Annotated in this window: 20 protein-coding genes; 11 read left to right on the top strand and 9 right to left on the bottom strand. The window is 58.1% G+C overall.

Annotated elements, in window-relative coordinates:
- Window positions 1-50: 50 nt before the first annotated feature.
- The 5 genes from ACYQ11_RS12270 to ACYQ11_RS12250 all read left to right on the top strand — a co-directional run bounded on the left by ACYQ11_RS12270 (window position 51) and on the right by ACYQ11_RS12250 (window position 7,271).
- Window positions 51-392 carry a FeoA family protein gene (locus tag ACYQ11_RS12270; protein ID WP_459924077.1) on the top strand — a complete coding sequence of 114 codons (342 nt, stop codon included), beginning with the start codon at window positions 51-53 and terminating at the stop codon, window positions 390-392.
- Complete coding sequence (locus ACYQ11_RS12265; protein ID WP_459924076.1) at window positions 389-634, top strand: FeoA family protein; 246 nt, start codon at window positions 389-391, stop codon at window positions 632-634. Before ACYQ11_RS12270 ends, ACYQ11_RS12265 begins: the two co-directional genes overlap by 4 nt.
- Entirely contained in the window at window positions 627-2,954 is a 2,328-nt protein-coding gene (gene feoB, locus ACYQ11_RS12260) for a Fe(2+) transporter permease subunit FeoB (RefSeq protein ID WP_459924075.1), read from the top strand. The genes ACYQ11_RS12265 and feoB overlap by 8 nt, the downstream gene beginning before the upstream one ends.
- A 16-nt stretch (window positions 2,955-2,970) precedes the next feature.
- Window positions 2,971-3,204, top strand: coding sequence for a FeoC-like transcriptional regulator (locus ACYQ11_RS12255; protein ID WP_459924074.1), 234 nt, complete (start codon window positions 2,971-2,973; stop codon window positions 3,202-3,204).
- Window positions 3,205-3,431: 227 nt separating this feature from the next.
- Window positions 3,432-7,271 carry a response regulator gene (locus ACYQ11_RS12250; protein ID WP_459924073.1) on the top strand — a complete coding sequence of 1,280 codons (3,840 nt, stop codon included), beginning with the start codon at window positions 3,432-3,434 and terminating at the stop codon, window positions 7,269-7,271.
- Between the two features lie 82 nt (window positions 7,272-7,353).
- On the opposite strand, the gene ACYQ11_RS12245 is transcribed toward ACYQ11_RS12250, so the two are convergent.
- From ACYQ11_RS12245 to ACYQ11_RS12210, 8 genes are all read right to left on the bottom strand, one after another.
- Entirely contained in the window at window positions 7,354-7,743 is a 390-nt protein-coding gene (locus ACYQ11_RS12245; protein ID WP_459924072.1) for a response regulator transcription factor, read from the bottom strand.
- Window positions 7,744-7,810: 67 nt separating this feature from the next.
- A complete protein-coding gene (locus ACYQ11_RS12240; RefSeq protein WP_459924071.1) occupies window positions 7,811-8,755 on the bottom strand; it encodes a methylenetetrahydrofolate reductase in 945 nt (314 codons plus the stop codon).
- Window positions 8,752-9,420 carry a methylenetetrahydrofolate reductase C-terminal domain-containing protein gene (locus ACYQ11_RS12235; protein WP_459924070.1) on the bottom strand — a complete coding sequence of 223 codons (669 nt, stop codon included), beginning with the start codon at window positions 9,418-9,420 and terminating at the stop codon, window positions 8,752-8,754. The genes ACYQ11_RS12240 and ACYQ11_RS12235 overlap by 4 nt, the downstream gene beginning before the upstream one ends.
- Window positions 9,417-9,863: a hydrogenase iron-sulfur subunit gene (locus tag ACYQ11_RS12230; protein WP_459924102.1), complete on the bottom strand. Its 447-nt coding sequence runs from the start codon at window positions 9,861-9,863 to the stop codon at window positions 9,417-9,419. The genes ACYQ11_RS12235 and ACYQ11_RS12230 overlap by 4 nt, the downstream gene beginning before the upstream one ends.
- Before the next feature lie 102 nt (window positions 9,864-9,965).
- Window positions 9,966-12,989, bottom strand: coding sequence for an FAD-dependent oxidoreductase (locus tag ACYQ11_RS12225; protein WP_459924069.1), 3,024 nt, complete (start codon window positions 12,987-12,989; stop codon window positions 9,966-9,968).
- Window positions 12,986-13,858 carry a CoB--CoM heterodisulfide reductase iron-sulfur subunit B family protein gene (locus ACYQ11_RS12220; RefSeq protein ID WP_459924068.1) on the bottom strand — a complete coding sequence of 291 codons (873 nt, stop codon included), beginning with the start codon at window positions 13,856-13,858 and terminating at the stop codon, window positions 12,986-12,988. The genes ACYQ11_RS12225 and ACYQ11_RS12220 overlap by 4 nt, the downstream gene beginning before the upstream one ends.
- Before the next feature lie 46 nt (window positions 13,859-13,904).
- Window positions 13,905-14,564: a 4Fe-4S dicluster domain-containing protein gene (locus ACYQ11_RS12215; protein WP_459924067.1), complete on the bottom strand. Its 660-nt coding sequence runs from the start codon at window positions 14,562-14,564 to the stop codon at window positions 13,905-13,907.
- Between the two features lie 280 nt (window positions 14,565-14,844).
- Window positions 14,845-14,973 carry a hypothetical protein gene (locus ACYQ11_RS12210; protein ID WP_459924066.1) on the bottom strand — a complete coding sequence of 43 codons (129 nt, stop codon included), beginning with the start codon at window positions 14,971-14,973 and terminating at the stop codon, window positions 14,845-14,847.
- Window positions 14,974-15,282: 309 nt separating this feature from the next.
- Between ACYQ11_RS12210 and ACYQ11_RS12205 the strand changes: the two genes are divergently transcribed.
- The 6 genes from ACYQ11_RS12205 (at window position 15,283) to ACYQ11_RS12180 (ending at window position 18,842) form a co-directional block, all read left to right on the top strand.
- Window positions 15,283-15,612, top strand: a complete 330-nt coding sequence (locus tag ACYQ11_RS12205) for a PilZ domain-containing protein (RefSeq protein WP_459924065.1) — start codon at window positions 15,283-15,285, stop codon at window positions 15,610-15,612.
- A gap of 219 nt (window positions 15,613-15,831) precedes the next feature.
- Window positions 15,832-16,080 carry an AbrB/MazE/SpoVT family DNA-binding domain-containing protein gene (locus ACYQ11_RS12200; RefSeq protein ID WP_459924064.1) on the top strand — a complete coding sequence of 83 codons (249 nt, stop codon included), beginning with the start codon at window positions 15,832-15,834 and terminating at the stop codon, window positions 16,078-16,080.
- Entirely contained in the window at window positions 16,081-16,416 is a 336-nt protein-coding gene (locus ACYQ11_RS12195) for a type II toxin-antitoxin system PemK/MazF family toxin (protein WP_459924063.1), read from the top strand.
- A 20-nt stretch (window positions 16,417-16,436) separates the two neighbouring features.
- Window positions 16,437-16,622, top strand: a complete 186-nt coding sequence (locus ACYQ11_RS12190; RefSeq protein WP_459924062.1) for a CooT family nickel-binding protein — start codon at window positions 16,437-16,439, stop codon at window positions 16,620-16,622.
- 8 nt (window positions 16,623-16,630) lie between these two features.
- Window positions 16,631-17,230, top strand: a complete 600-nt coding sequence (locus ACYQ11_RS12185) for a M23 family metallopeptidase (protein ID WP_459924061.1) — start codon at window positions 16,631-16,633, stop codon at window positions 17,228-17,230.
- A 31-nt stretch (window positions 17,231-17,261) separates the two neighbouring features.
- On the top strand, window positions 17,262-18,842 hold the full coding sequence (locus ACYQ11_RS12180) for an ASKHA domain-containing protein (RefSeq protein WP_459924060.1): 1,581 nt from the start codon (window positions 17,262-17,264) through the stop codon (window positions 18,840-18,842).
- Window positions 18,843-18,850: 8 nt separating this feature from the next.
- On the opposite strand, the gene ACYQ11_RS12175 is transcribed toward ACYQ11_RS12180, so the two are convergent.
- Window positions 18,851-19,927, bottom strand: coding sequence for a hypothetical protein (locus ACYQ11_RS12175; protein WP_459924059.1), 1,077 nt, complete (start codon window positions 19,925-19,927; stop codon window positions 18,851-18,853).
- Window positions 19,928-19,943 lie beyond the last annotated feature (16 nt).

Raw genomic sequence — 19,943 nt, 5'->3', positions numbered from 1 at the left:
TTCATAAAACCTGCGGCATGGTTCAGGATGCCGGGACACGGGGAGGAAAGATGGTACAGTTGGCGCGATGCATGGATGACGAAGCGGTCGATTGCGTGGAACGTGAGGTCTGCGAGAAGCCCTGCGGCTCCTCGGGGTTTCCCCTTGCGGAGGGCCTTCCCCTTCGTCTGGCCATGGAAGGCGATGTCGTGAAAATTGTCGGCATCGAAGGACGGCGGGGCTGTCACGACCGGCTGGCTGGCCTGGGTCTGGTGGTGGGTTCGGTCGTTCAGGTACTCAAGAACCCCATGTGCGGGAAAATGGTGATTCGTCATGATAACGTCCGTCTCTTCCTCGGGGGGGGGATGGCCCAGAAAATACAGGTAACGGCATTAGGGAAAGGAACGATATGAACGCGACACTTCGGGATATGGCCGTGGGCGAAACCGCGACGGTTTCCGGCTATGTCAAGGGCAGCACGGGTTACCGTGAAAGACTTCTGGCCATGGGGTTGACCAGGGGAACGGCCATTTCGGTCAGCCGCATCGCTCCCATGGGGGATCCGGTGGAAATCAGCGTGCGGGGATTTTCCTTGTCGCTTCGAAAAGACGAGGCTGCGGCCCTGTTGGTCGAGAGGGGGGTAAATCATGGCTGATCATGTGATTGCGGTGGTGGGGAACCCCAATTGCGGTAAAACGACACTGTTCAACGCCCTGACCGGGACCCGTCAGCGGGTGGGCAACTGGCCCGGCGTGACCGTGGACCGCAAGACCGGTGAATACAGACACGAGGGAAAGGCCATCGAGGTGGTGGACCTTCCGGGAATTTACTCCCTGTCCGCCGTGTCCCTGGATGAGGTGGTGGCGAGAAACTACATCCTTTCCGGGGAAGCCGAACTGATCGTCAACATTGTCGACGCCTCCAACCTGGAGCGGAACCTTTACCTGACGGTCCAGCTCCTGGAAATGCAGGTGCCCCTTCTGGTGGTGCTGAACATGATGGATGTGGCCAAAGAAAACCGGGTCCGGATCGATGTCGACGCCCTTTCCAAACGACTGGGCTGCGGGGTGGTTCCCATGGTGGCGTCCCAGAACAAGGGGCTCGATGAACTGCGGTCGCGGATCAACATCGCCGCGGCCCAAAAGAGGATTTCTTCGGTCGAGGTCGCTTACCCCGACACGATCCGCGAGGCCGTGGACGATCTGTCTGTCTCCATTCGTGAAAAGGCCCCGGCCATTACCTGCAACAGGCGTTACGCCGCGGTGAAGCTGCTGGAGGGAGACGCCGCCCTCGGCGAACTGGCCGGGCCGGATCTTCTGAACGAGCGCGATACGCTACTTGATGCCCTGGAGGAAAAACTCGGCGAGGAAGCCGACATTCTGATCGCCGATGCCCGGTACACCCTGATCGGCCGCCTGACCCAGGATGCGGTCAGGCGGGAAGGGCGCCTGGGCAAGAACCTGTCGGACAGAATCGACGACATTGTTCTTAACCGGGTGATGGGCATTCCGATTTTTCTTCTGGCCATGTACCTGATGTTCATGCTGACCATCAATGTGGGCGGGGCCTTCATCGACTTTTTCGATATCTTCACCGGTACGGTTTTTGTGGACGGGTTTGGTCACCTTCTGGGCCTCGCCGGTCTGCCCGAATGGCTGATCGTGATTCTGGCCGGCGGCATCGGCGGCGGTATTCAGACCATCGCCACCTTCATTCCGCCCATCGGATTCATGTTCCTCTGCCTCTGCTTTCTGGAGGATTCGGGATACATGGCACGGGCCGCCTTTGTCATGGACCGCTTCATGCGGGTCATCGGCCTGCCCGGTAAATCCTTCGTGCCCATGCTGGTGGGTTTCGGCTGCAACGTTCCGGCCATCCTGGCCACAAGGACCCTTGAAAACCAGCGGGACCGGACCCTGACCATCATGATGAACCCCTTCATGTCCTGCGGGGCCAGGCTCCCGGTATACGCCCTGTTCGCCGCGGCGTTTTTCCCGGTGGGCGGGCAGAACCTGGTGTTCGGGCTTTACCTGATCGGTATCGCCTTTGCCGTGCTGACCGGTCTGATTCTCAAAAACACCCTGCTCAAGGGCGAAATCACGCCCTTTGTCATGGAGCTGCCGCCCTACCATCTGCCGACGGTGCGGGGTGTGCTCATGCGGGCCTGGGACCGTCTCAAGAGCTTTATCTTCCGTGCGGGCAAGGTCATCGTTCCCGTGGTCATCGTGCTGAGCTTTCTCAATTCCCTGGGCACCGACGGGTCCTTCGGTCATGAGGACAGCGATTCCTCGGCCCTGTCCGTGGTCGGAAAAGCCATCACCCCGGTGTTCGCCCCCATGGGTCTTACCGAGGAGAACTGGCCGGCCACCGTGGGGATCTTCACCGGAATTTTCGCCAAGGAAGCGGTGGTGGGGACCCTGGACGCCCTGTATACCCAGATGACGGTGGCGGAAGAGGGCGCTGAAGCGGCCGGGGAAGGCGTTGACTTCTGGGGCGGCATCGTCGAATCCTTCGCCACCGTCCCCGAGAATCTTCTGGGCGTTCTGGGAACCCTGACCGATCCGCTGGGTCTGTCTGTGGGAGACATGAGCGACCAGGATGTCGCGGCTGAAGAGCAGGGCGTCAGTTCGGGCACCTTCGGCACCATGGTCCGGATGTTCGACGGGCGGATCGCGGCCTTCGCCTACCTGCTGTTTATTCTGCTTTATTTCCCCTGCGTGGCGGCCATCGCGGCGGTCTACCAGGAAACCGGCATAAGGTGGACCCTGTTCGCCGGAGCCTGGACCACGGGTCTGGCCTGGACGGCCTCGGTGATGTTCTATCAGATCGCCACCCTCGGCCGTCACCCCGTCACGTCCCTGGCCTGGATCATCGGGCTCGTCGCCGTTTTCGCGGCGGTGGTGATCGTGATGGGCCGCCTTGGCGGTCAGAAACCAAAAACGGTGACCGGTGTCCTGAAAAAGGCCGGAGTCTGAGGAGAAAGATAACGTGATGACTCTTTCCGACATAAAACAATACGTGATCGCCAACAGGCGGGTCAATCTGGACGATCTGGCCCTGCATTTCGATGCGGATCCCTCGGCCGTCGAGGGCATGATGGATGTCTGGGTCCGCAAGGGCCGGGTGTCCCGGTCGGACATCAAGCCTCTGTGCACGGGGGGCTGCTCCGCCTGCACCCAGTGCGGGAGCCGGTTTGTCATCTATGAATGGGTGCGTCCCGACTGAACGGTACGCCTTTCATCTCCATCGGTCCGGAGCCGGGGGTATCGACGATGCCTCTGACCCCGGACCACCCAACCTGCCCAACCGGCGATTGCTTTTTGATCGCAATTCCTTTACACTGTCCTCACATGTTTTTTCCCTGGTCCTAATTCGATTCTCAGAGCCAACAGTCCCTCCATGGAGCCATCGGCGATGCCGTCTGCGGTGGGACCACCATCATGACAGGTATTATGACATATACACCTGAACCCATTGTCCCCTCTGACGCGAGCCTGACCGACATCGTCCAGCATGTTATCGACCATGGCCATTTTGCCCATATCCGGTTGGACGCCCGCTTGCGGGTGATCCTGTGGAATGATTCCGCCCGGCGTTTCTGGGAGATAACCGAAGACGATGCCCTGGGCCGGGCCGTCACGGACGTCTTGACCGTGGACAACGCCGGGCTTGACCTTGGCAGTCTGCTGAGCGATTTTGCCGATCGGCCCCGGATCATTCTGGACAGCTCGGCATTCATCAAGGACGATACGGAAATCTTCTGCGAATGGCACTTTTTCCCCTTGTCGGAGCCGGGTGGCGCCCTCGCCGGGGTGATGATACTCGTTGAGGACCTGACCCCGTCCATGGAACTCCAGAACCGGATCGGCGAACTGGAGCGGTTGAACCTTAAAACGATTTTTCAGACGGCGCCCATCGGGATCTATCAGGCCGGCATGGACGGCGATTTCCTGCGCGTGAACCCCGTATTGGCCTGGATGATGGGCTACGAGTCCATCGACGAACTGATGGTCGAACGGCCGGGGATCGGCCAGGATTTTTTCGCGGATCCGAAAAAGCGCCGTGAATTCTTTTTTCACCTGATGGAAGCCGAACAGGTCCATCATTTCAGGGCCCGTGTCATCCGAAAGGACAACAGCGAATTCTGGGGGCTGTTCCATGCCCAGATCACCCTTGATGCCTCGGGTCGCCGGGACGGGTTCTACGGATTCATCACCGATATCACCGCCACGGTCCGCGCCGAAAAAGAACTTCAGAACGCCATCGAGGTGGCCGAATCCGCCACCCGCGCCAAAAGCGAGTTCCTGGCCAACATGAGCCATGAAATACGGACGCCGCTCAATGCCGTCATCGGGTTCACCGACCTGGTCCTCAAAACCCAGCTCAACGAGAAACAGCGGGACTATATCCGTAAAGTCAGCATTTCCGGCAAGACCCTTCTGGGCATCATCAACGACATCCTCGATTTTTCAAAGATCGAGGCGGGCAAAATGGAACTGGAGTCCAGGGATTTCTTTCTCTATGACGTGCTCAACAACCTGTCGGACATGTTCGCCAACATCGTCATGACCAAGGGCATCGACCTGATCATTTCCATGTCCCACAGCGTGCCCCAGGCCCTGGTGGGGGATTTTTTCCATCTGACCCAGATTATGATCAATCTGATCAACAACGCCGTCAAGTTTACGGAAAAGGGGGAGGTGGTGGTCTGGGTGTCCATGGTGGAGCAGACAGACACCCGGGTCAAACTTCAGTTCTCGGTCAGCGACACGGGCATCGGCATGACGCCCGTCCAGCTCGAAAAACTGTTTTCCTCGTTCAGTCAGGCGGATTCCTCCACGGTCAGAAAATACGGCGGAACGGGTCTGGGGCTGTCGATTTCCAAACGCCTGGTGGAACTGATGGGCGGGGAGGTCTGGGTCAAGAGCGAAAAGGACCACGGCAGTACCTTTGCCTTTAACGTGGTATTGGATCGTCGGCCCGAGGCGGACACGGCCCCGGGACAGGTTCCCGATGACATTCGGGATCGACGGATTCTGGTTCAGGACAGCAGTCCCGCCGGCCGTGAGGTGATCATGATGCTCCTCATGGGATACGGGTTCCGGGTGATGACCATCGACGCCAAAGACGATGCCCTGCTGGAGCTCGAACGGGCCAAAGACGCGGGGAACGCCTATGATCTGGTGTTTCTCAACTGGCACGGGGCGGCACGTCATGCGGTCAAGACCGCCCGGATGATCCGCAACTGGGAAAAAAAGCTCGAAGGGATGCCGGGGGCTGATCCGGTGAGGATTCCGATTGTCATGACCATGGGGTTCGGCCAGGAGGAGGACCGTCAGCGGGCCCTGTCCGCCGGTGCAACGGCCTTCGTGTTCAAACCCGTCAAGCAGACCGACCTGATTAACGTGATCATGACGGCCTGGGGTCATGATCCTCTCTACGACACGGACCCCGATACGGACGAACAGCTGGGCCAGGCCCTGCGGGAGAGGCTCCGGGATCTGTATATTCTGGTGGTTGACGACAATGAGATCAACCAGGAAGTGGCCCGGGAAACCCTCAAACGTCGGGGGATTCGGGTGGACACGGCCTCAGGGGGCGTTGAGGCCCTGGACATGATCCGAAAAAACGGTCTTGAAAAGGATGAAAAGGGCCGCCTGATCTACCCCTATGATCTGATTCTGATGGATATCCAGATGCCGGACATGGACGGCTACCAGACCACCTGCGCCATCCGGGCTCTTGAAAAAACATGGGTGGGCGATACCGGCGTGCCCGGGCTGATGCCGGTGATCGCCATGTCGGCCCACGCCTTGTCCTCGGAACTGGAAGCCAGTAGGGAATCGGGCATGAACGATTATGTGTCCAAACCCATCGACCCCGAAGCCCTGTTCGAAAAAATCGCCGAATGGGTCCGCCCGCCGTCGGAGCGTCCCCATCGGGGCGACTCCGTCGACGAGGTTATGGACGAACCGGTGACCCTTCTTCCCGACCATCTGCCGGGGATCGATACGGATCAGGGCCTGGCCCGGCTGGACGGCAACGCCTCCGTGTATCGCAAACTCCTGTTGAGCTTCTACCGGAACAACCGATCGGCCGTCGATGAGATCCGTGCGGCCCTGGACGCGGGTGACAATGAGCGCATCCGGCAGACGGCCCACATGATCAAGGGGGTTTCGGGTAACCTGGGGATGACCGATCTGTTTCTGGCCGCCGGGCATCTGGAAGAGGCGGTGAAACAGGGCGGCGGCACCGACCTCGACGGGCCTGTGGACCAGATCTGCCTTTGTTTGCATAAGGTTCTGTCCGGTCTGGAGGCCCTCGATGCGGCGGTCTCCTCGGAAACCGATCCCGCACCGCCGGATTCGGCCGCCTGCCCGGCCGCGGACGCCCAGACGATTCTCGTGGTCGACGATGTCCCCGAAAACGTGGATGTTCTGGTGACGCTCCTTAAGTCCGACCACGCGACGATGGCGGCCCATGACGGTGAACAGGCCCTTTCCATCGCCCGGAAGCGGCCCCGTCCGGATCTGATCCTCCTGGATGTCAACATGCCGGGTATGGACGGGTTCGAGGTCTGTCGTCAGTTGAAGGACGACGAGGCGACCTGCGATATCCCGGTCATCTTCATCACCGCCGAGTCTGAGGTTGCCGATCAGATCAAAGGGTTCGAGGCCGGGGCGGTGGACTATATTTCCAAACCGATCGTGCCGGTGATCGTGAAAATGCGGGTGAAAACCCAGCTCGAAATCAAACGGAACCGGGACAGACTGTCGGCCCTGTCCACCATCGACGGGCTCACGGGCATCCCAAACCGGAGACGCTTCGACGATATTCTCGATCGGGAGTGGAACCGCTGCATGCGAAGCGGCGCCTTTTTGTCCCTTATCCTGATGGATATCGATCATTTTAAATTGTACAACGATCATTACGGCCATCAGGCCGGCGACCTGTGCCTGAAAAAGGTGGCAAGCGCCCTCTCGGAAAGCTGTATGCGGGAGACCGACCTGGTGGCCCGATACGGCGGCGAAGAGTTCGTCGTGATCCTTCCGGAGACGGACCATCGCGGCGGGACCATCGTGGCGGATCGCATCCGAAACAACCTCACCGCCCTGTCCATCCCCCATGCCCATTCCTCCGCCGCAGACCACGTCACCATCAGCCAGGGCCTGGTCACCATGGTCCCCCACGACGATTCAACCCCCCATGCCCTTGTCGAAACGGCGGACCAGTGCCTCTACCAGGCCAAGGAGGGGGGACGAAACCGGGTGGTGGGGTTGACGCTGAGTTGAGACGGCGGCGTAAGACATCGTGAATGAAAAACCCCTGTCCCCCGGTAAGAAACCGGGAGACAGGGGTGGGGCTTGGGGGGGATCAGGCCAGAAGGCGCTTGACCGAAGCCACGATTTCGTCTGTGGCGTCGGGGCCCTTGGGAATGTAATCATCGGCTTCCATGTTCATGCCGTCCTGATGGGAATAGCGGGTCGAGGTCACATGGTCGGCCACGGCGGTCAGCATCAGGATGGGGATGTCTTCGTATTCCGGGTTCTTTTTGAGCTCGGAGCAGACCTGATACCCGTCCTTGTCGGGCATCATGACGTCGAGAACGATGGCGTCCGGCCTTCTTGCCGCGACTTTTTCCAGGCACTCGTTTCCGTCATAGGCCACGTCGGTGTCAAAGCCTTCTTTCTGGAATCGTTTTTTGAGGATTGAAACCAGATCGGGTTCGTCGTCTACCAAAAGTACTCTTTTTTTGTCGCTCATAACCATCTCCTTCATGTGTTGAAAAAAACCAGCGGTTGCGTGGTACCCGTCGTAAACGGAATCTATGTCAGTTTAGTGTCGGCCTGGGCCAGAGACCGGCCTGCTTCACGATTTCCGGAACCTTTTCCTCCCATTCGATGGCCATGATGTGAAAGCCCCGGACGCCTTCGACCTGCTTGAGGCGTTCGATGGATTCGATGCAGATCCTGATGCCTTCTTCGGCCTGTTTTTCCTTGGGGGTGTCGCTCATCCGTTTGACCACCTCGTCGGGGACGTCCATGCCGGGCACGCGGTTTTTCATATACTTGGCCATGCCGGCGTTCTTGAACGGGGTCAGCCCCGCCAGGATGTAGACCTTTTCATGGAGACCCCGGTCCCTGACCTGCTGCATCCAGCGTTCGAATTTGTCCAGGTTGTAGATGCACTGGGTCTGGATGAATTCGACCCCGGCCGCCACCTTTTTCGCCAGACGCGGCACCCGGATTTCAAAGGGATCGGCGAAGGGGTTGGCGGCGGCCCCCACAAACATCTTCGGGGGCCTCTTGATCTCGTCGCCGCCCAGGAATTTCCCCTCGTCCCGCATGTACCTGACCGTCTGGATCAGCTGCATGGAATCGAGGTCGTGGACGTTCTGACCCGTGGGGCAGTCTCCGAAACTCTGGTGGTCGCCGGACAGGCAGAGGATGTTGGTGATGTCGAAGGAGGCCGCGCCCAGGATGTCGCTCATCAGGGCGATGCGGTTCCGGTCCCGGGTGACCATTTGCAGCACCGGTTCCACCCCCATCTGTTTGAGACGGATGCAGGCGGCCAGACTGCACATCCGGGTCATGGAGGTCTGGTTGTCGGTGATGTTCACCACATCCACGTAATCTTTGATCATCTCGGCCTTGCGGGTGATGACCTCAGGGTCGGACCCCCGGGGAGGGCCGCATTCGGAGGTGACGGCCAGATGCCCTTCGGCGAGAATACGTTCAAGTTTGCTTTCTGTTTTGACCGGTCGTTTTTCGCTCATGCCTGGAGATCCTCCCTGATGTGCTTGCGCGGCCCCCCGGCCCTGTCCGCGGACCAGTCCTTGATGGGGGCCAGGGTTTCATACCGATCCATCTGACCCAGTGCGGTCAGCCTGTCGATGATCAACTGCCAGGCGCAGGGGACGTCCTTGTTGATTTCGCAGGATCCCTTGGTCGACCCGCCGCAGGGTCCGTTCATCAGCCGCTTGGCGCATCGGGCGATGGGACAGATTCCTGCGGTGACGCCCAGAAGGCAGTTGCCGCAGGCCTGGCAGCGTTCAGTCATGACCCCCAGGCTTTCGACGGCCCCGAGGAAGATGGTGTTGAGCCCGGGGTAGACGATGGTCTTCGAATATTTCTCGGCGATGAATTGAACCCCGATGCCGCAGGCCGTGGACAGGACGGCGCCGGCGTTATTCAGGCGTTCTTCCACCGGTTCGAAGAACTCATGCTCGCACTGGCGTTCGATGCCGCCGTGGGTGATGGTCATGGCCACCCCCTCCTGTTCGGCCTTGATGCGCAAAAGGGCGGCCAGGGTCTCGGCCTCCTTGTTGCCCCCTTCGTGGCAGACGGCCACGCAGGTGTTGCAGCCCAGGACGTGAATATCCGTGTGGGTGCGAACCATATCCCAGATTTCGTCAAGCGGTTTCTGTTTTCCCACGATCATTGGTTTATCGCTCCTTTTGTCTGTTCTTTCCGGTTCCGTATGGCCATTCTCACGGGAGAGGGTCCCAGGTCTCTGATCTTTTCGGTGAACTCACGGCAGATTTCAGCCCACCTTGGCCCCATGGCCGCAGAGAGGTTGTACATCGCAAGACGGTCGGGATCGATGCCCACCTCCTCAAGAAGGTGTTTGGTGTGTTTGACCCGTTTGGCGGCGTTGGTATTTCCTTCCAGGAAATGACACTGTCCCTCCAGTCAACCGGCCACGAAGATGCCGTCCACCCCCCGCTCGAAGGCCCGCAGGATATAGGACCGGTCCAGCTTGCCCGTGCAGGGCAGACGGATGACCCGGACGTTGGACGGATAGGACAGCCGCATGACCCCGGCCAGATCCGCCGCGGCAAAGGCGCAGTAATGGCAGGCAAAGGCCAGAATGGTCGGCTCCATCCCCTCGGGCCAAGCCGTTTTTTTCTCAATGGACGGAGGCGGGGTCGGGTCAAGGGATTTAACGGGTTCAGCCATCGATGTCCTCCATGGGTTAAACGGTTTTCAGGCGATATTCTCGGTCAGCGCGTCGATCATGGCCAGGATCTGATCATCCCGGAAATTGTTGACCTGGAACGCCTTGGCCGGGCAGATGCCGCTGCATATACCGCATCCCGTGCATTTGACCTCGTTGTGGCTGACCTTGCCGTCCTCGTCGATGTACGGCGAGCCGTAGGGGCAGACACGGAAACAGGCCAGGCAGGACATGCACAGGTCCCGGTTGTGTTTGGAAATGATGCCGGACACGGCCAGTCTGTCGTGGGACAGAAGCACCCCGGCCCGACCGGCGGCCGACAGGGCCTGGCTGATCGTTTCGGTGATGTTTTTCGGCGCGTGGGCCAGCCCCGCCACATAAAAACCTTCCGAGGGGAAATCCACGGGCCTCAGCTTGACATGGGCCTCGAGGAAAAATCCGTCGGCGTTGCGGGTCAGTTTGTACATTTTTCCGATCTCTTCGCTGCCGGGGTTGGGGCGAAGGCCCGTGGACAGCACCAGATAGTTGGCGTGGAAGGTCACGGGCCGGTTGATCATATCGTCGTGGGCGGTGACGGAAATGCCCCAGCCGGTGGCTTCCACCTGCGGTTTGTTGTCCGGTTCGTAGCGAACGAACAGCACGCCAAGGTCACGGGCCTTGCGGTAGTAGTCCTCGGAAAGGCCGTAGGTCCTCATGTCCCGATAGAGGATCACCACCTGGCAGCCCACGTTTTTTTCCTTGATGGCAACGGCATTTCTGACCGCATCCCTGCAGCAGATTCGGGAGCAGTAATTGAACGGCTCCTCCCGCGAGCCCACGCACTGGATCATCACATAGGTCGCTCCGGGTTCGGGGCCTTTGTCCTCGAGGGCGTTTTCCAGATCTCTCTGGGTGATGACCCACTGACTCTGTCCGTACAGGTATTCGTCGGGCCGGTATTCCATGCCGCCGGTGGCCACGATGACGGCGCCGTGGTCAAAGCGGTCGCCGTTGGTCAGCCGGGTGGTGAAATTGCCCACATAGCCTTCGGTGGCCGCCACCGTCGTTTTCATATGAACCGTAATGCCCGGATGGCTGGTCACCGCCTGGATCCGCTCTTTGAGAAAGGCCGCGACATCGCCGCCTTCCACGGTGTGACGGACCTTTCGGATCAAGCCGCCCAGGCGATCCTCCTGTTCGACCAGATGCACGGCAAAGCCTTGATCCCCCAGAGCCAGAGCCGAAGTCATGCCGGCAAGGCCGCCTCCGATGATCAGGGCCGACGGGGTCACCGGCACCGAATCGGTGAACAGGGGTTCGAACCGACCGACCTTGGCCACGTTCATCCGGACAATATCCATGGCCTTGTCCGTGGCCGTATCCCGCTCGCCCATGTGACACCAGGAACACTGCTCCCGGATATCGGCCAGTTCAAACAGGTATTTGTTCAGACCGGCCTGTCGGATGGTTTCCTGGAACAGGGGCTCGTGGGTCCGGGGTGTGCAGGAGGCCACCACCAGGCGGTTGAGGTTCTTTTCCCGGATCAGGTCCTTGATTTTGTCCTGGCTGTCCTGGGCGCAGGCGTACATCATGTCTTCGGAATGAACCACGAAGGGCAGGCGGGCGGTGGCATCGGCCACGGCCTTGACATCCACGGTCTGGGAAATGTTGATGCCGCAGTGGCAGACGATGACCCCGATGCGCGGCGGCTGGTCATGGATGTCCGATTCCGGGGGTAGTACCGCCTCGCTGACCTCACTGTGCCGGGCCTCGGCCAGCAGGGCCATGGTCGAACCGGCCACGGCGCTGCCCTGCATCACCGTTTCGGGGATGTCCTTGGGCGCCTGAAAGGTGCCGGTCACATAGATGCCGTCCCGGCCGCTGTTTACCGGGGCGAAGGGGGTTGTGTCGGGAAAGCCGTGCTCGTTCAGGGTGATGCCGAAGGTGCTTGCGAATTCCCGGATATGGCGATGGGGTTCAAGGCCGATCGACAGCACCAGCATGCCGAAGGATTCATAAACCAGCTTCCCGTCCGGCATGGCGTAGCGCACGATCAGATCCCCGGTTTTCGGGTCTTCCCGCACATCGGAAATCATGGCCCTGCGGTAGGTTACATGGTATTCGTTTTTGGCGCGGTCCACATATTTGTCGAAATCCTTGCCGTAGGCACGCATGTCCATATAGAAAATCGTGGGTTCGATGTTTTTGTCGTGCTCTTTGGCGATGACGGCCTGTTTAGTGGCATACATGCAGCAAACCGATGAACACCAGGGGTTGGCGTTATGGACGTCCCGCGAGCCCACGCACTGGAGCCAGGCGATTTTTTCTGGATGCTTGCCGTCACTGGGCCGTTTGATTTCGCCGGAAAAGGGCCCCGAAGCGGATAAAATCCGTTCGAATTGAAGGGAGGTGATCACGTTGTCCCACCTGCCGTAGCCCAGTTCCTGATGCAGCCAGGGGTTGTGCCGCGCAAGGCCGGGAGCGAGGATGACGGCCCCGGTCTTGAGTTCGTAAGTCTTTTCCGTATCCTCGAAATTGATGGCCCCGGCCGTACAGATTTTTTCACAGATCCGGCATTTGCCTTTGGTCAGGTACAGGCAGATTTCCGGGTCGATGGCCCGGGTGTTGGGCACGGCCTGGGAAAATTCCGAATAGATCGCCTTGCGTGTGGTCAGGTTCTGTTCGAATTCGCTGAATGTTTTGGTGGGGCATTTTTCTTCGCAGGCCCCGCAGCCGGTGCATTTGTCCGGGTCCACGTACCGGGGTTTCCGGCGGACGGAGAGGGTGAAATCACCGGCCTGCCCCGTGATGCCGGTCACCTCGGCCAGGGTGTGAATGTCGATGTCCGGATGCCGGGCCACCTCGACCATTTTCGGGGAAATCATGCACATGGAACAGTCGCCGGTGGGAAAGGTCTTGTCGAGCATCACCATGGTGCCGCCGATGGTGGATTCCTTCTGAATGATATGAACCTTGAACCCGCTGTCGGCCAGGTCAAGGGCCGACTGCATGCCGCCGATGCCGCCGCCGATGATGGCCACGGAGCCCCGTTTTCTGTTTGCCGTATCGCTCATATGAGATCAAGCTCCTTTACAAGCCCTAAGGTGTCGATAAAATGCCTGTGGCCGTTGAGTTCCTCCAAAGGAATACCCATGGCGACGCCGATCAGTTCCGTCAAAAAATAGACCGGCAGCCGTTTTTCGATGCCGAATTTTTTGCAGAACGCATTCTGGTAGGCGTCCATGTTCAGCTGACACATGGGGCAGGTGGTGACGATGCAGTTGAAGCCGCTTTCCACAGCGTTTTTCATGATTTTGCCCATCAGGTTGAGGGCGGTTTCCGTGTCGTTGATGGCGGCCGAAGCACCGCAGCAGGCGGTTTTGTAGCTCCAGTCACGGGTGCCGGCGCCGATCAGTTCCAGGATTTTTTCCATGCCCTGGGGATTTTCCACGTTGTCCGAGACCGGAACGTCGTAGGCGAACCGGGTCATGCAGCCGTAGTAACAGGCGGGCTTCATGCCCGTAAGGGGCCGGGTGATTTTGGAGTCGAACCTTCCCGTGGACGCGGCGTCGAGCAGCAGTTCGAGGATGGTCAGCAGCGTCAGGGTGTTGTCGACCTTCGCCGCCAGCTCGTTGTTTATTTCGGAAAGAAGCGCCTCGTTTCGGGCAAGACGCGTTTTTGCCATCAGGTGGCTGGAATAGCAGCCCGAGCAGGGGATCAGCATCCGGTCGAAACCGGACTGCTCGGCGATGCCCAGGTTGCGGGCTGGAAGGGCGACGGCGAGAAAATCATCGAATTTTCCTGCCGATGTGGCACCGCAGCAGCTCCAGTCGTTGATTTCGATCAGGGTGATGCCAAGCTCCTTGAAAATTCGCCGGGCCTGAAGATCGTAAAACTGCGATGACTGATGAAGCGAACATCCGGGATAATAGGCGACTTCCATGGTTACCTCGCGTCTGAGATTGAGCGTCAAAACAGAGTGATACGGATCAGACCTTTTTCGGGCGGGCGTGGATCTGCGCCTGCCGCTCTTTTTTCAGGTGAGCCTTTCGCTTGACGGCGATTTTATAGAAGGTCTTGACCTCTTTACGCCCCCGTGACGTATGGAGCTTCAGGTGCAGGCGCTTTTGCCGGATCATGTCCCGCCCTAAAGCGATCTGTCCGGCGATTTCCCGATAGGCCTTTTTGAACTGAAACGTCATCAGGTATTTTCCGATGTTTTTCAGTTCGTAGTACCCCATGAACTCCATTTCGTTGACCCGGCCCCAGCGCGTGCAGCCCTGCACAAAGGCGTCATGGAAATAGGCAATGGTCGGGTTCTGGGGAATCACGTCCTCTTCGCGGGACATTTTTTTCAGGGTTTCGGTGACGCGCCCGCACTGGATGGTGTTGGGGCAGCGTGTGCCGCAGGTGTAGCAGGACACGCACTGCCAGACCAGAGGGTTGTTGACGGCCTGGTCGCGATCGCCGAGAATCACCATGCGGATCAGGCGGTCCGGCGTGATGCCCGTTTCTTCGCCCACGGTACATCCCGAAGCGCAGCGTCGGCATTGATAGCAGGCGTAAAGGTTCTGCCCGGAACGTTCTACCACTTCATCGATAAACGATTGGGCGGATCGGGGGTTGTACGTGAGGGCGGGTAGCGTCATCGATACTCCTCATATCAGCGGGTTGAAACGGTAACACTCCGGAATAAAGGGCTTATCGGACGGCGAACGTCAGGCAAACGCCTTACTCCGGGTCATGAATGCACCCGTTTGACAAACACGAGACACGTCCGGAAACGCAATGTTTCCAGGACATCCGGCATATCAGATAAAACGTGAATCTACCGCAAAGACAGACAGCAACAACGTCGGTATGAACAATATTAACGAAAAGAATAGTTGTTTTTATTTTCTTAAACAATATTTGAGGATCATCGCTTAGTCAATAGCTCTTTTCAAAAAAATCAAAATCTTCAGGCCGCCCGTCGGGCGCCGGCAAGCCGACGGGCTTTGACGAATCAGGGAAATCGCGGCGTTTGTCAAAAGGTTCTGTTTCAATCACGTCATCCAAACCGGTATAGGAATCGTTCGTTTCTGTCGTCAGGGTTGATGTCGATTTGGAAGGCGACGAAAAGCGGGGTATTGTCCGGCCGCAAAATGTGTTATAGTCTTAACCCGATCAAGCTCCGCTAAAACTCTTGGGTTTCGGCCGAAGGGGCGTGGGCTTGTGATCCGTGAACAGCCGTTCGGATGGGTTTGTTGTCCGGCGTCGTCGAGTAACCTGTCAAGGTCTCCGGGCCTTTTCCCCATATGTTGTGACATCATCCCCCTCCGTTCTGAGGGCGGACGAGTGTTTCAGATGATCAGGGAGACGTGTACGATGAACCTGAATCAGATCAATCAGCGCAATGAAAAACGAAATCTGATCAAAGAATATTACAGTGTTGAAATCCAGATCGAGGGCAGCCGTCAGGTCAATCAGTTCGTGATCTACGATATGTCCGCATCGGGCCTTTGTCTCCTCGTTCAGGAGGATGCGCCCATCCTGAAGAAGATCCGGGTGGGTGAAAAGTACCGCATGAAATACTATCCGGTGAATCTTCTGGACAAGGTGACCTACATCGACACCCAGATCCGGCATATCACCAAATCGGAGAACATCAGCCTGTCCAAGCACTACCTGGTGGGGCTGTCCCTTGACAAATCCTGAACGGGACCGTGGGCCGTGCAGGGTGTAGGATGGGCAAAGCGAAGCGTGCCCATCATGATCGTAAACGGACGACAGCGGTTTACAAGACCGGACCCGTCATGTACAACGGGAAAGAAAGGCCATCATCCCGGCCATTCATCAACCCTGTCGGCCAAAAAAAGACACTTGTAAAAGGCATTCTATCGGGCTATACATTGGCTATACACACGGAGGCGCTGAGTGCTTGCAAAAATTCAAAAATGGGGAAACAGCCAAGGACTTCGACTTGCAAAGAATGTGCTCGCTGAAGCAAAGCTTGACATCGGTGATACGGTTGATATCAGCGTAAAAGACGGCATTATGCTTGTTACGCCTGCCAAAAGGATTCGCGGGAAGCATGATCTTGAGGATCTTGTATCACGTATTCCTGAAAATTATCAAGCCGGTGAAATTGACTGGGGAAAACCCGTCGGCAGGGAGGCCTGGTAAGTGGAGGCCTACATTCCCCGGCAGGGGGATATCATTGCGATTACATTTGACCCGCAATCAGGCCATGAGCAAGAAGGCAGGCGACCCGCTTTTGTTGTCAGCAAGGATTTATTTAACCGAAGTACAGGTTCGGCTATCGTCTGTCCAATTACAAACACGGATCGCGGGTTTCCCTTTCACATACCCATTCCGGAAGACAGTACGTTGACAGGTTTTATTATGGTCGAACAAGTCAAGTCGGTCGATTTTCGGTCCCGGCGTGCTGAACGGATAGAACGGAGTAACGACGGGCTGCTGTCTGAAGTGCTTTCCATTTTAGATGCATGTATCTATTAATCAATTAAAGGAAAACATCCATGTGCGAATCCAACGTGTATATCCGGAAAAATGACAAGGAAGAACTGGTGATGGAAAACGTCGCGGCGATCAAACCCCTGGGAGACGGGCGTTTCCTGCTCAAAGGCCTTCTGGGCGACAGTACGGAAATCAAAGGCAGGCTGGACGATATCAATCTGATGGCCCACAAGATCATTTTTGTATGAGGACGTAGATGACACCTGGTCCTTCACGCGGCGGTTTTTTTGACGACCTGGCCCGGCAGAACGATCTGCCCGGATTCCGGCAGTGGTTTTTCTATTCGGGCATGCTGTTCGGCGGCGACGAAAAATGGTGGGGCAAGGGCGGCACGCGACCGGACCCTCACGAAGGCCTGGATATCTGTTATTACCTGGACGATGACGGAAAACGGCGGGCGCTTCAAAACCCCATCGTCATTCCCGCTGCGGATGACGGCGTCGTTTTTGCCGTCAGCGATGACGACTACCTGGGCAAATCCATCTTTGTTCGGCACACGGCGAAAGACTCAAGCGGCATGACGCTTCATTCGGTGTACGCCCACGCCGTCCCGTCTCCGGGGCTATGTGCGGGAAGTGCCGTGGCCCGGGGCGAAATCGTCGCGACCATGGCGGATATCAGGGACAGGGGCCTTTCCGTTCCCGGTCACATTCATCTGTCCATGGTCTTTCTGGCCGAAGATTATCCGCTCGACATGCTCAGGTGGCAGATTCTCAGCCTGACCTACCAGGCCCGGCTGGTGGACCCCATGGCCTATCTTGCCTGTGACTTTTCGGTGGCCCCCTATGAACCCTGAATTCTTTCCGCAGACCTGACAGGTACCCGCCATGACCGATTCCCCACACCCGAAACACTGGGTTCTGACCGTTGATGTGACGGCCCCTGACCTTTCCGACAACACGGCCGATGCCGAACGCCTGGCCGCCGCCCTCAAGCCTCTTTTGAAGGCCCCCTATACGCACATGGATCTTGCCGTACTCAGAAAGATTCCCCGGATCCTCCGGGCCGCCCGGTACCGGGTGACCTGTCTGGTGTTTCAAGACAGGGACCGGTGGATCCTGGTGGATCTCAAGGCCGCCGATGATCCCGCCCCCTTTCTGGGACTGGCGGTGGATCTGGGCACCACCCGGGTGGTCTTTCGGCTGATCGACCTGGAAAGGGGGGAACGTCTTGGCGAATCGTCCTTTGACAATCCCCAGATCGCCGTCGGCCCCGACATCCTCGCTCGGATTCATTATGCGGATCGCCAGGGCGGGCTCGATCATATCCAGGGTCTTATCATCGAGGCGTTCAACCGGGAAATTGCGGCGCTTTCCGAGCAGGCCGGTGTATCCCCACAATCCATCGGTCTTCTTGCCGTGGCCGGGAACACCGCCATGACACATCTGTTTCTCGGGATCACCCCCCATTTTATCATCCGCGAACCCTACATTCCCGGCGTCAACCGTCCGGGTCTGCACCGGGCCGCAGACCTCGGCCTTGCCGTGAATCAAAACGCCCGGGTCTTTGTTTTCCCCAATATCGGCAGTTATTTTGGCGGCGATCTCATTGCCGGGATTCTTTTTTCAGGACTGAACGAGAGTGAGGAGTTGTCGATTCTCGTGGACGTGGGCACCAACGCCGAGGTGGTGCTGGGCAATAAGGATTTCCTGATCGCCTGCGCCGGCGCCGCCGGACCGGCACTGGAAGGCGGCGTTTCGACGATCGGCATGATGGCAGGGCCCGGCGTCATCGACACGGTGAGTCTGGACGAACAGGGGGGGCTTGTCGTTCACACCATCGGCGACAAACCGCCCATCGGCATCTGCGGATCGGGCTTCATCGACCTGGCCGCCATGCTGTTTTCCTCAGGGGCCATGGACATCCGGGGACGCATCGTTCCCGAACGGCTGGGCGACCGCCTTCGGGTCATTGACGAGATGAATCATGTCGTTTTGGTGCCCAAAGAGCAGTCCGGAACAGGGGAGGATATCTGCATCAGCCAAGCCGGCCTGGACAGTCTGATCCGGTCCAAGGCCGCCATGTACACCATCCTCGAAACCATCGCCATGAACGTTGGCCTCACCCTGAATGACCTGGCGGTCTTTTATGTGGCCGGTACCTTCGGCTCGTTCATCAACCCCCGTTCGGCCATCACCATCGGCATGATTCCCGACCTGCCCCTGTCCACCTATAGGACTCTGGGCAACAGCTCCCTGGGCGGTGCCTCCATGATCCTCGAGTCGCCCGACGCCCTCGCTCGGGTGGATACCATCCGGGACGCCGTCACCTATATCGAACTCAACGTGGATCAGGGCTTCATGAATCGCTTCAGCGGCGCCAAATTCATTCCCCACACCCACCCGGAGCTCTTCCCTTCGGTCCGGATTCCGGGCAGGGAGAATGGTTTCGTACAAAGTCGCGTTTGATGAACCCGTCAGTTTTCTTTCGTGCCTTTTTGCATGACCTCTCTCGTCCCGGTGGCCTCAAGAAAGCATCCTCCGCTGCTTCCGCCTTCGTTGCAGTCCGGTGTTCCGTCGCCATCGGAGTCGGTATCCGGCGTGCCGCAGCCGCATACTCCCGGTGCCGTCTTTCCGGCATCGTTCGGGCAGCCGTCGTTATCGTCAGCTGTTCCGTCATTGTCGGTATCCTGTGACACAATGGTGCGTTCAGATTCACAGGCGAAACACGTTTGGCAGGCGGGAACCCTGCCGTATTCAATCAGAACGGTCACTTCCGTTCCAGGCACGAAAACGCTTTCGTCATAGACCAGTGAGGGCAGATTGATATAAAACTTTTGACGGTTTGCGTTAATGTCTGAATCCGTGATCGTTCTGATGTTGGACGCCTGAATTCGAACGATTCTTTCCATGGGTAAAACGGTGGGACCGGTACTGCTGGTCTGGAATTCATAGGAGGGGCATTGGGCTTCTCCGCACCAGTTGCCGATCACCGTTCCGTCATTCGAAATCTCGTCGGACATTCCCGCAAGCATGCCGCTTGCATCCACTGTCGTTCTGATTATCGTACCGTCTTCGAGCGTATAGGTGTATACGACATCGTTGACGACCCGACCGGACCCGTCTGCCGGGAAAGACGCAGCACAATCCTCGCCGCCGGGCACATAATCCTTCAGCTCCGTTTGAATTGCATCGCTGCCGTTTGCCTCACTATAGTAATTTCCGGCATTGTCGACGTCATCTGCGTCAAGGCCGTTCGTCCATGCCCAGTATACCCCGGGCGTGAGGACGGTCAGGCGTGCCGGAACCTTATCGCCGCTGAAAAATGACCCTTGAGTGCAGTCAGACAGAGTGACTATCATTCTGTTTCCGTGGTCATAGGCATCGACATAGCCGTTGCCTGATTCATAATCGAATGGTGAGCCGGATATGGCCCCGGGAGGCGGCGAACCCGGGCACGTCTCGGAAGATGCCGTCATTTCAGCGGCATCGACCACAAACCCGCCGCCGATTAGAATGAGTATCACAAGGATCATACCAAGGCTTTTTTTCATGTTGCACCCCGTTTGA

The sequence above is a fragment of the Desulfatiferula olefinivorans genome, assembly GCF_054657895.1.
The sequence above is the reverse complement of the archived record's forward strand: the minus strand, read 5'-3'. Positions and strand labels throughout refer to the sequence as shown.

Excerpts from the sequence above, each read along its gene's own strand:
- ACYQ11_RS12215 (WP_459924067.1), bottom strand. The coding sequence starts at position 14,564 with ATGACGCTACCCGCCCTCACGTACAACCCCCGATCCGCCCAATCGTTT.
- ACYQ11_RS12265 (WP_459924076.1), top strand. The coding sequence starts at position 389 with ATGAACGCGACACTTCGGGATATGGCCGTGGGCGAAACCGCGACGGTT.
- ACYQ11_RS12235 (WP_459924070.1), bottom strand. The coding sequence starts at position 9,420 with ATGATCGTGGGAAAACAGAAACCGCTTGACGAAATCTGGGATATGGTT.
- ACYQ11_RS12245 (WP_459924072.1), bottom strand. The coding sequence starts at position 7,743 with ATGAGCGACAAAAAAAGAGTACTTTTGGTAGACGACGAACCCGATCTG.
- ACYQ11_RS12250 (WP_459924073.1), top strand. The coding sequence starts at position 3,432 with ATGACATATACACCTGAACCCATTGTCCCCTCTGACGCGAGCCTGACC.
- ACYQ11_RS12185 (WP_459924061.1), top strand. The coding sequence starts at position 16,631 with ATGACACCTGGTCCTTCACGCGGCGGTTTTTTTGACGACCTGGCCCGG.
- ACYQ11_RS12220 (WP_459924068.1), bottom strand. The coding sequence starts at position 13,858 with ATGGAAGTCGCCTATTATCCCGGATGTTCGCTTCATCAGTCATCGCAG.
- ACYQ11_RS12270 (WP_459924077.1), top strand. The coding sequence starts at position 51 with ATGGTACAGTTGGCGCGATGCATGGATGACGAAGCGGTCGATTGCGTG.
- ACYQ11_RS12205 (WP_459924065.1), top strand. The coding sequence starts at position 15,283 with ATGAACCTGAATCAGATCAATCAGCGCAATGAAAAACGAAATCTGATC.
- ACYQ11_RS12255 (WP_459924074.1), top strand. The coding sequence starts at position 2,971 with ATGACTCTTTCCGACATAAAACAATACGTGATCGCCAACAGGCGGGTC.
- feoB (WP_459924075.1), top strand. The coding sequence starts at position 627 with ATGGCTGATCATGTGATTGCGGTGGTGGGGAACCCCAATTGCGGTAAA.
- ACYQ11_RS12190 (WP_459924062.1), top strand. The coding sequence starts at position 16,437 with ATGTGCGAATCCAACGTGTATATCCGGAAAAATGACAAGGAAGAACTG.
- ACYQ11_RS12180 (WP_459924060.1), top strand. The coding sequence starts at position 17,262 with ATGACCGATTCCCCACACCCGAAACACTGGGTTCTGACCGTTGATGTG.
- ACYQ11_RS12225 (WP_459924069.1), bottom strand. The coding sequence starts at position 12,989 with ATGAGCGATACGGCAAACAGAAAACGGGGCTCCGTGGCCATCATCGGC.
- ACYQ11_RS12240 (WP_459924071.1), bottom strand. The coding sequence starts at position 8,755 with ATGAGCGAAAAACGACCGGTCAAAACAGAAAGCAAACTTGAACGTATT.
- ACYQ11_RS12175 (WP_459924059.1), bottom strand. The coding sequence starts at position 19,927 with ATGAAAAAAAGCCTTGGTATGATCCTTGTGATACTCATTCTAATCGGC.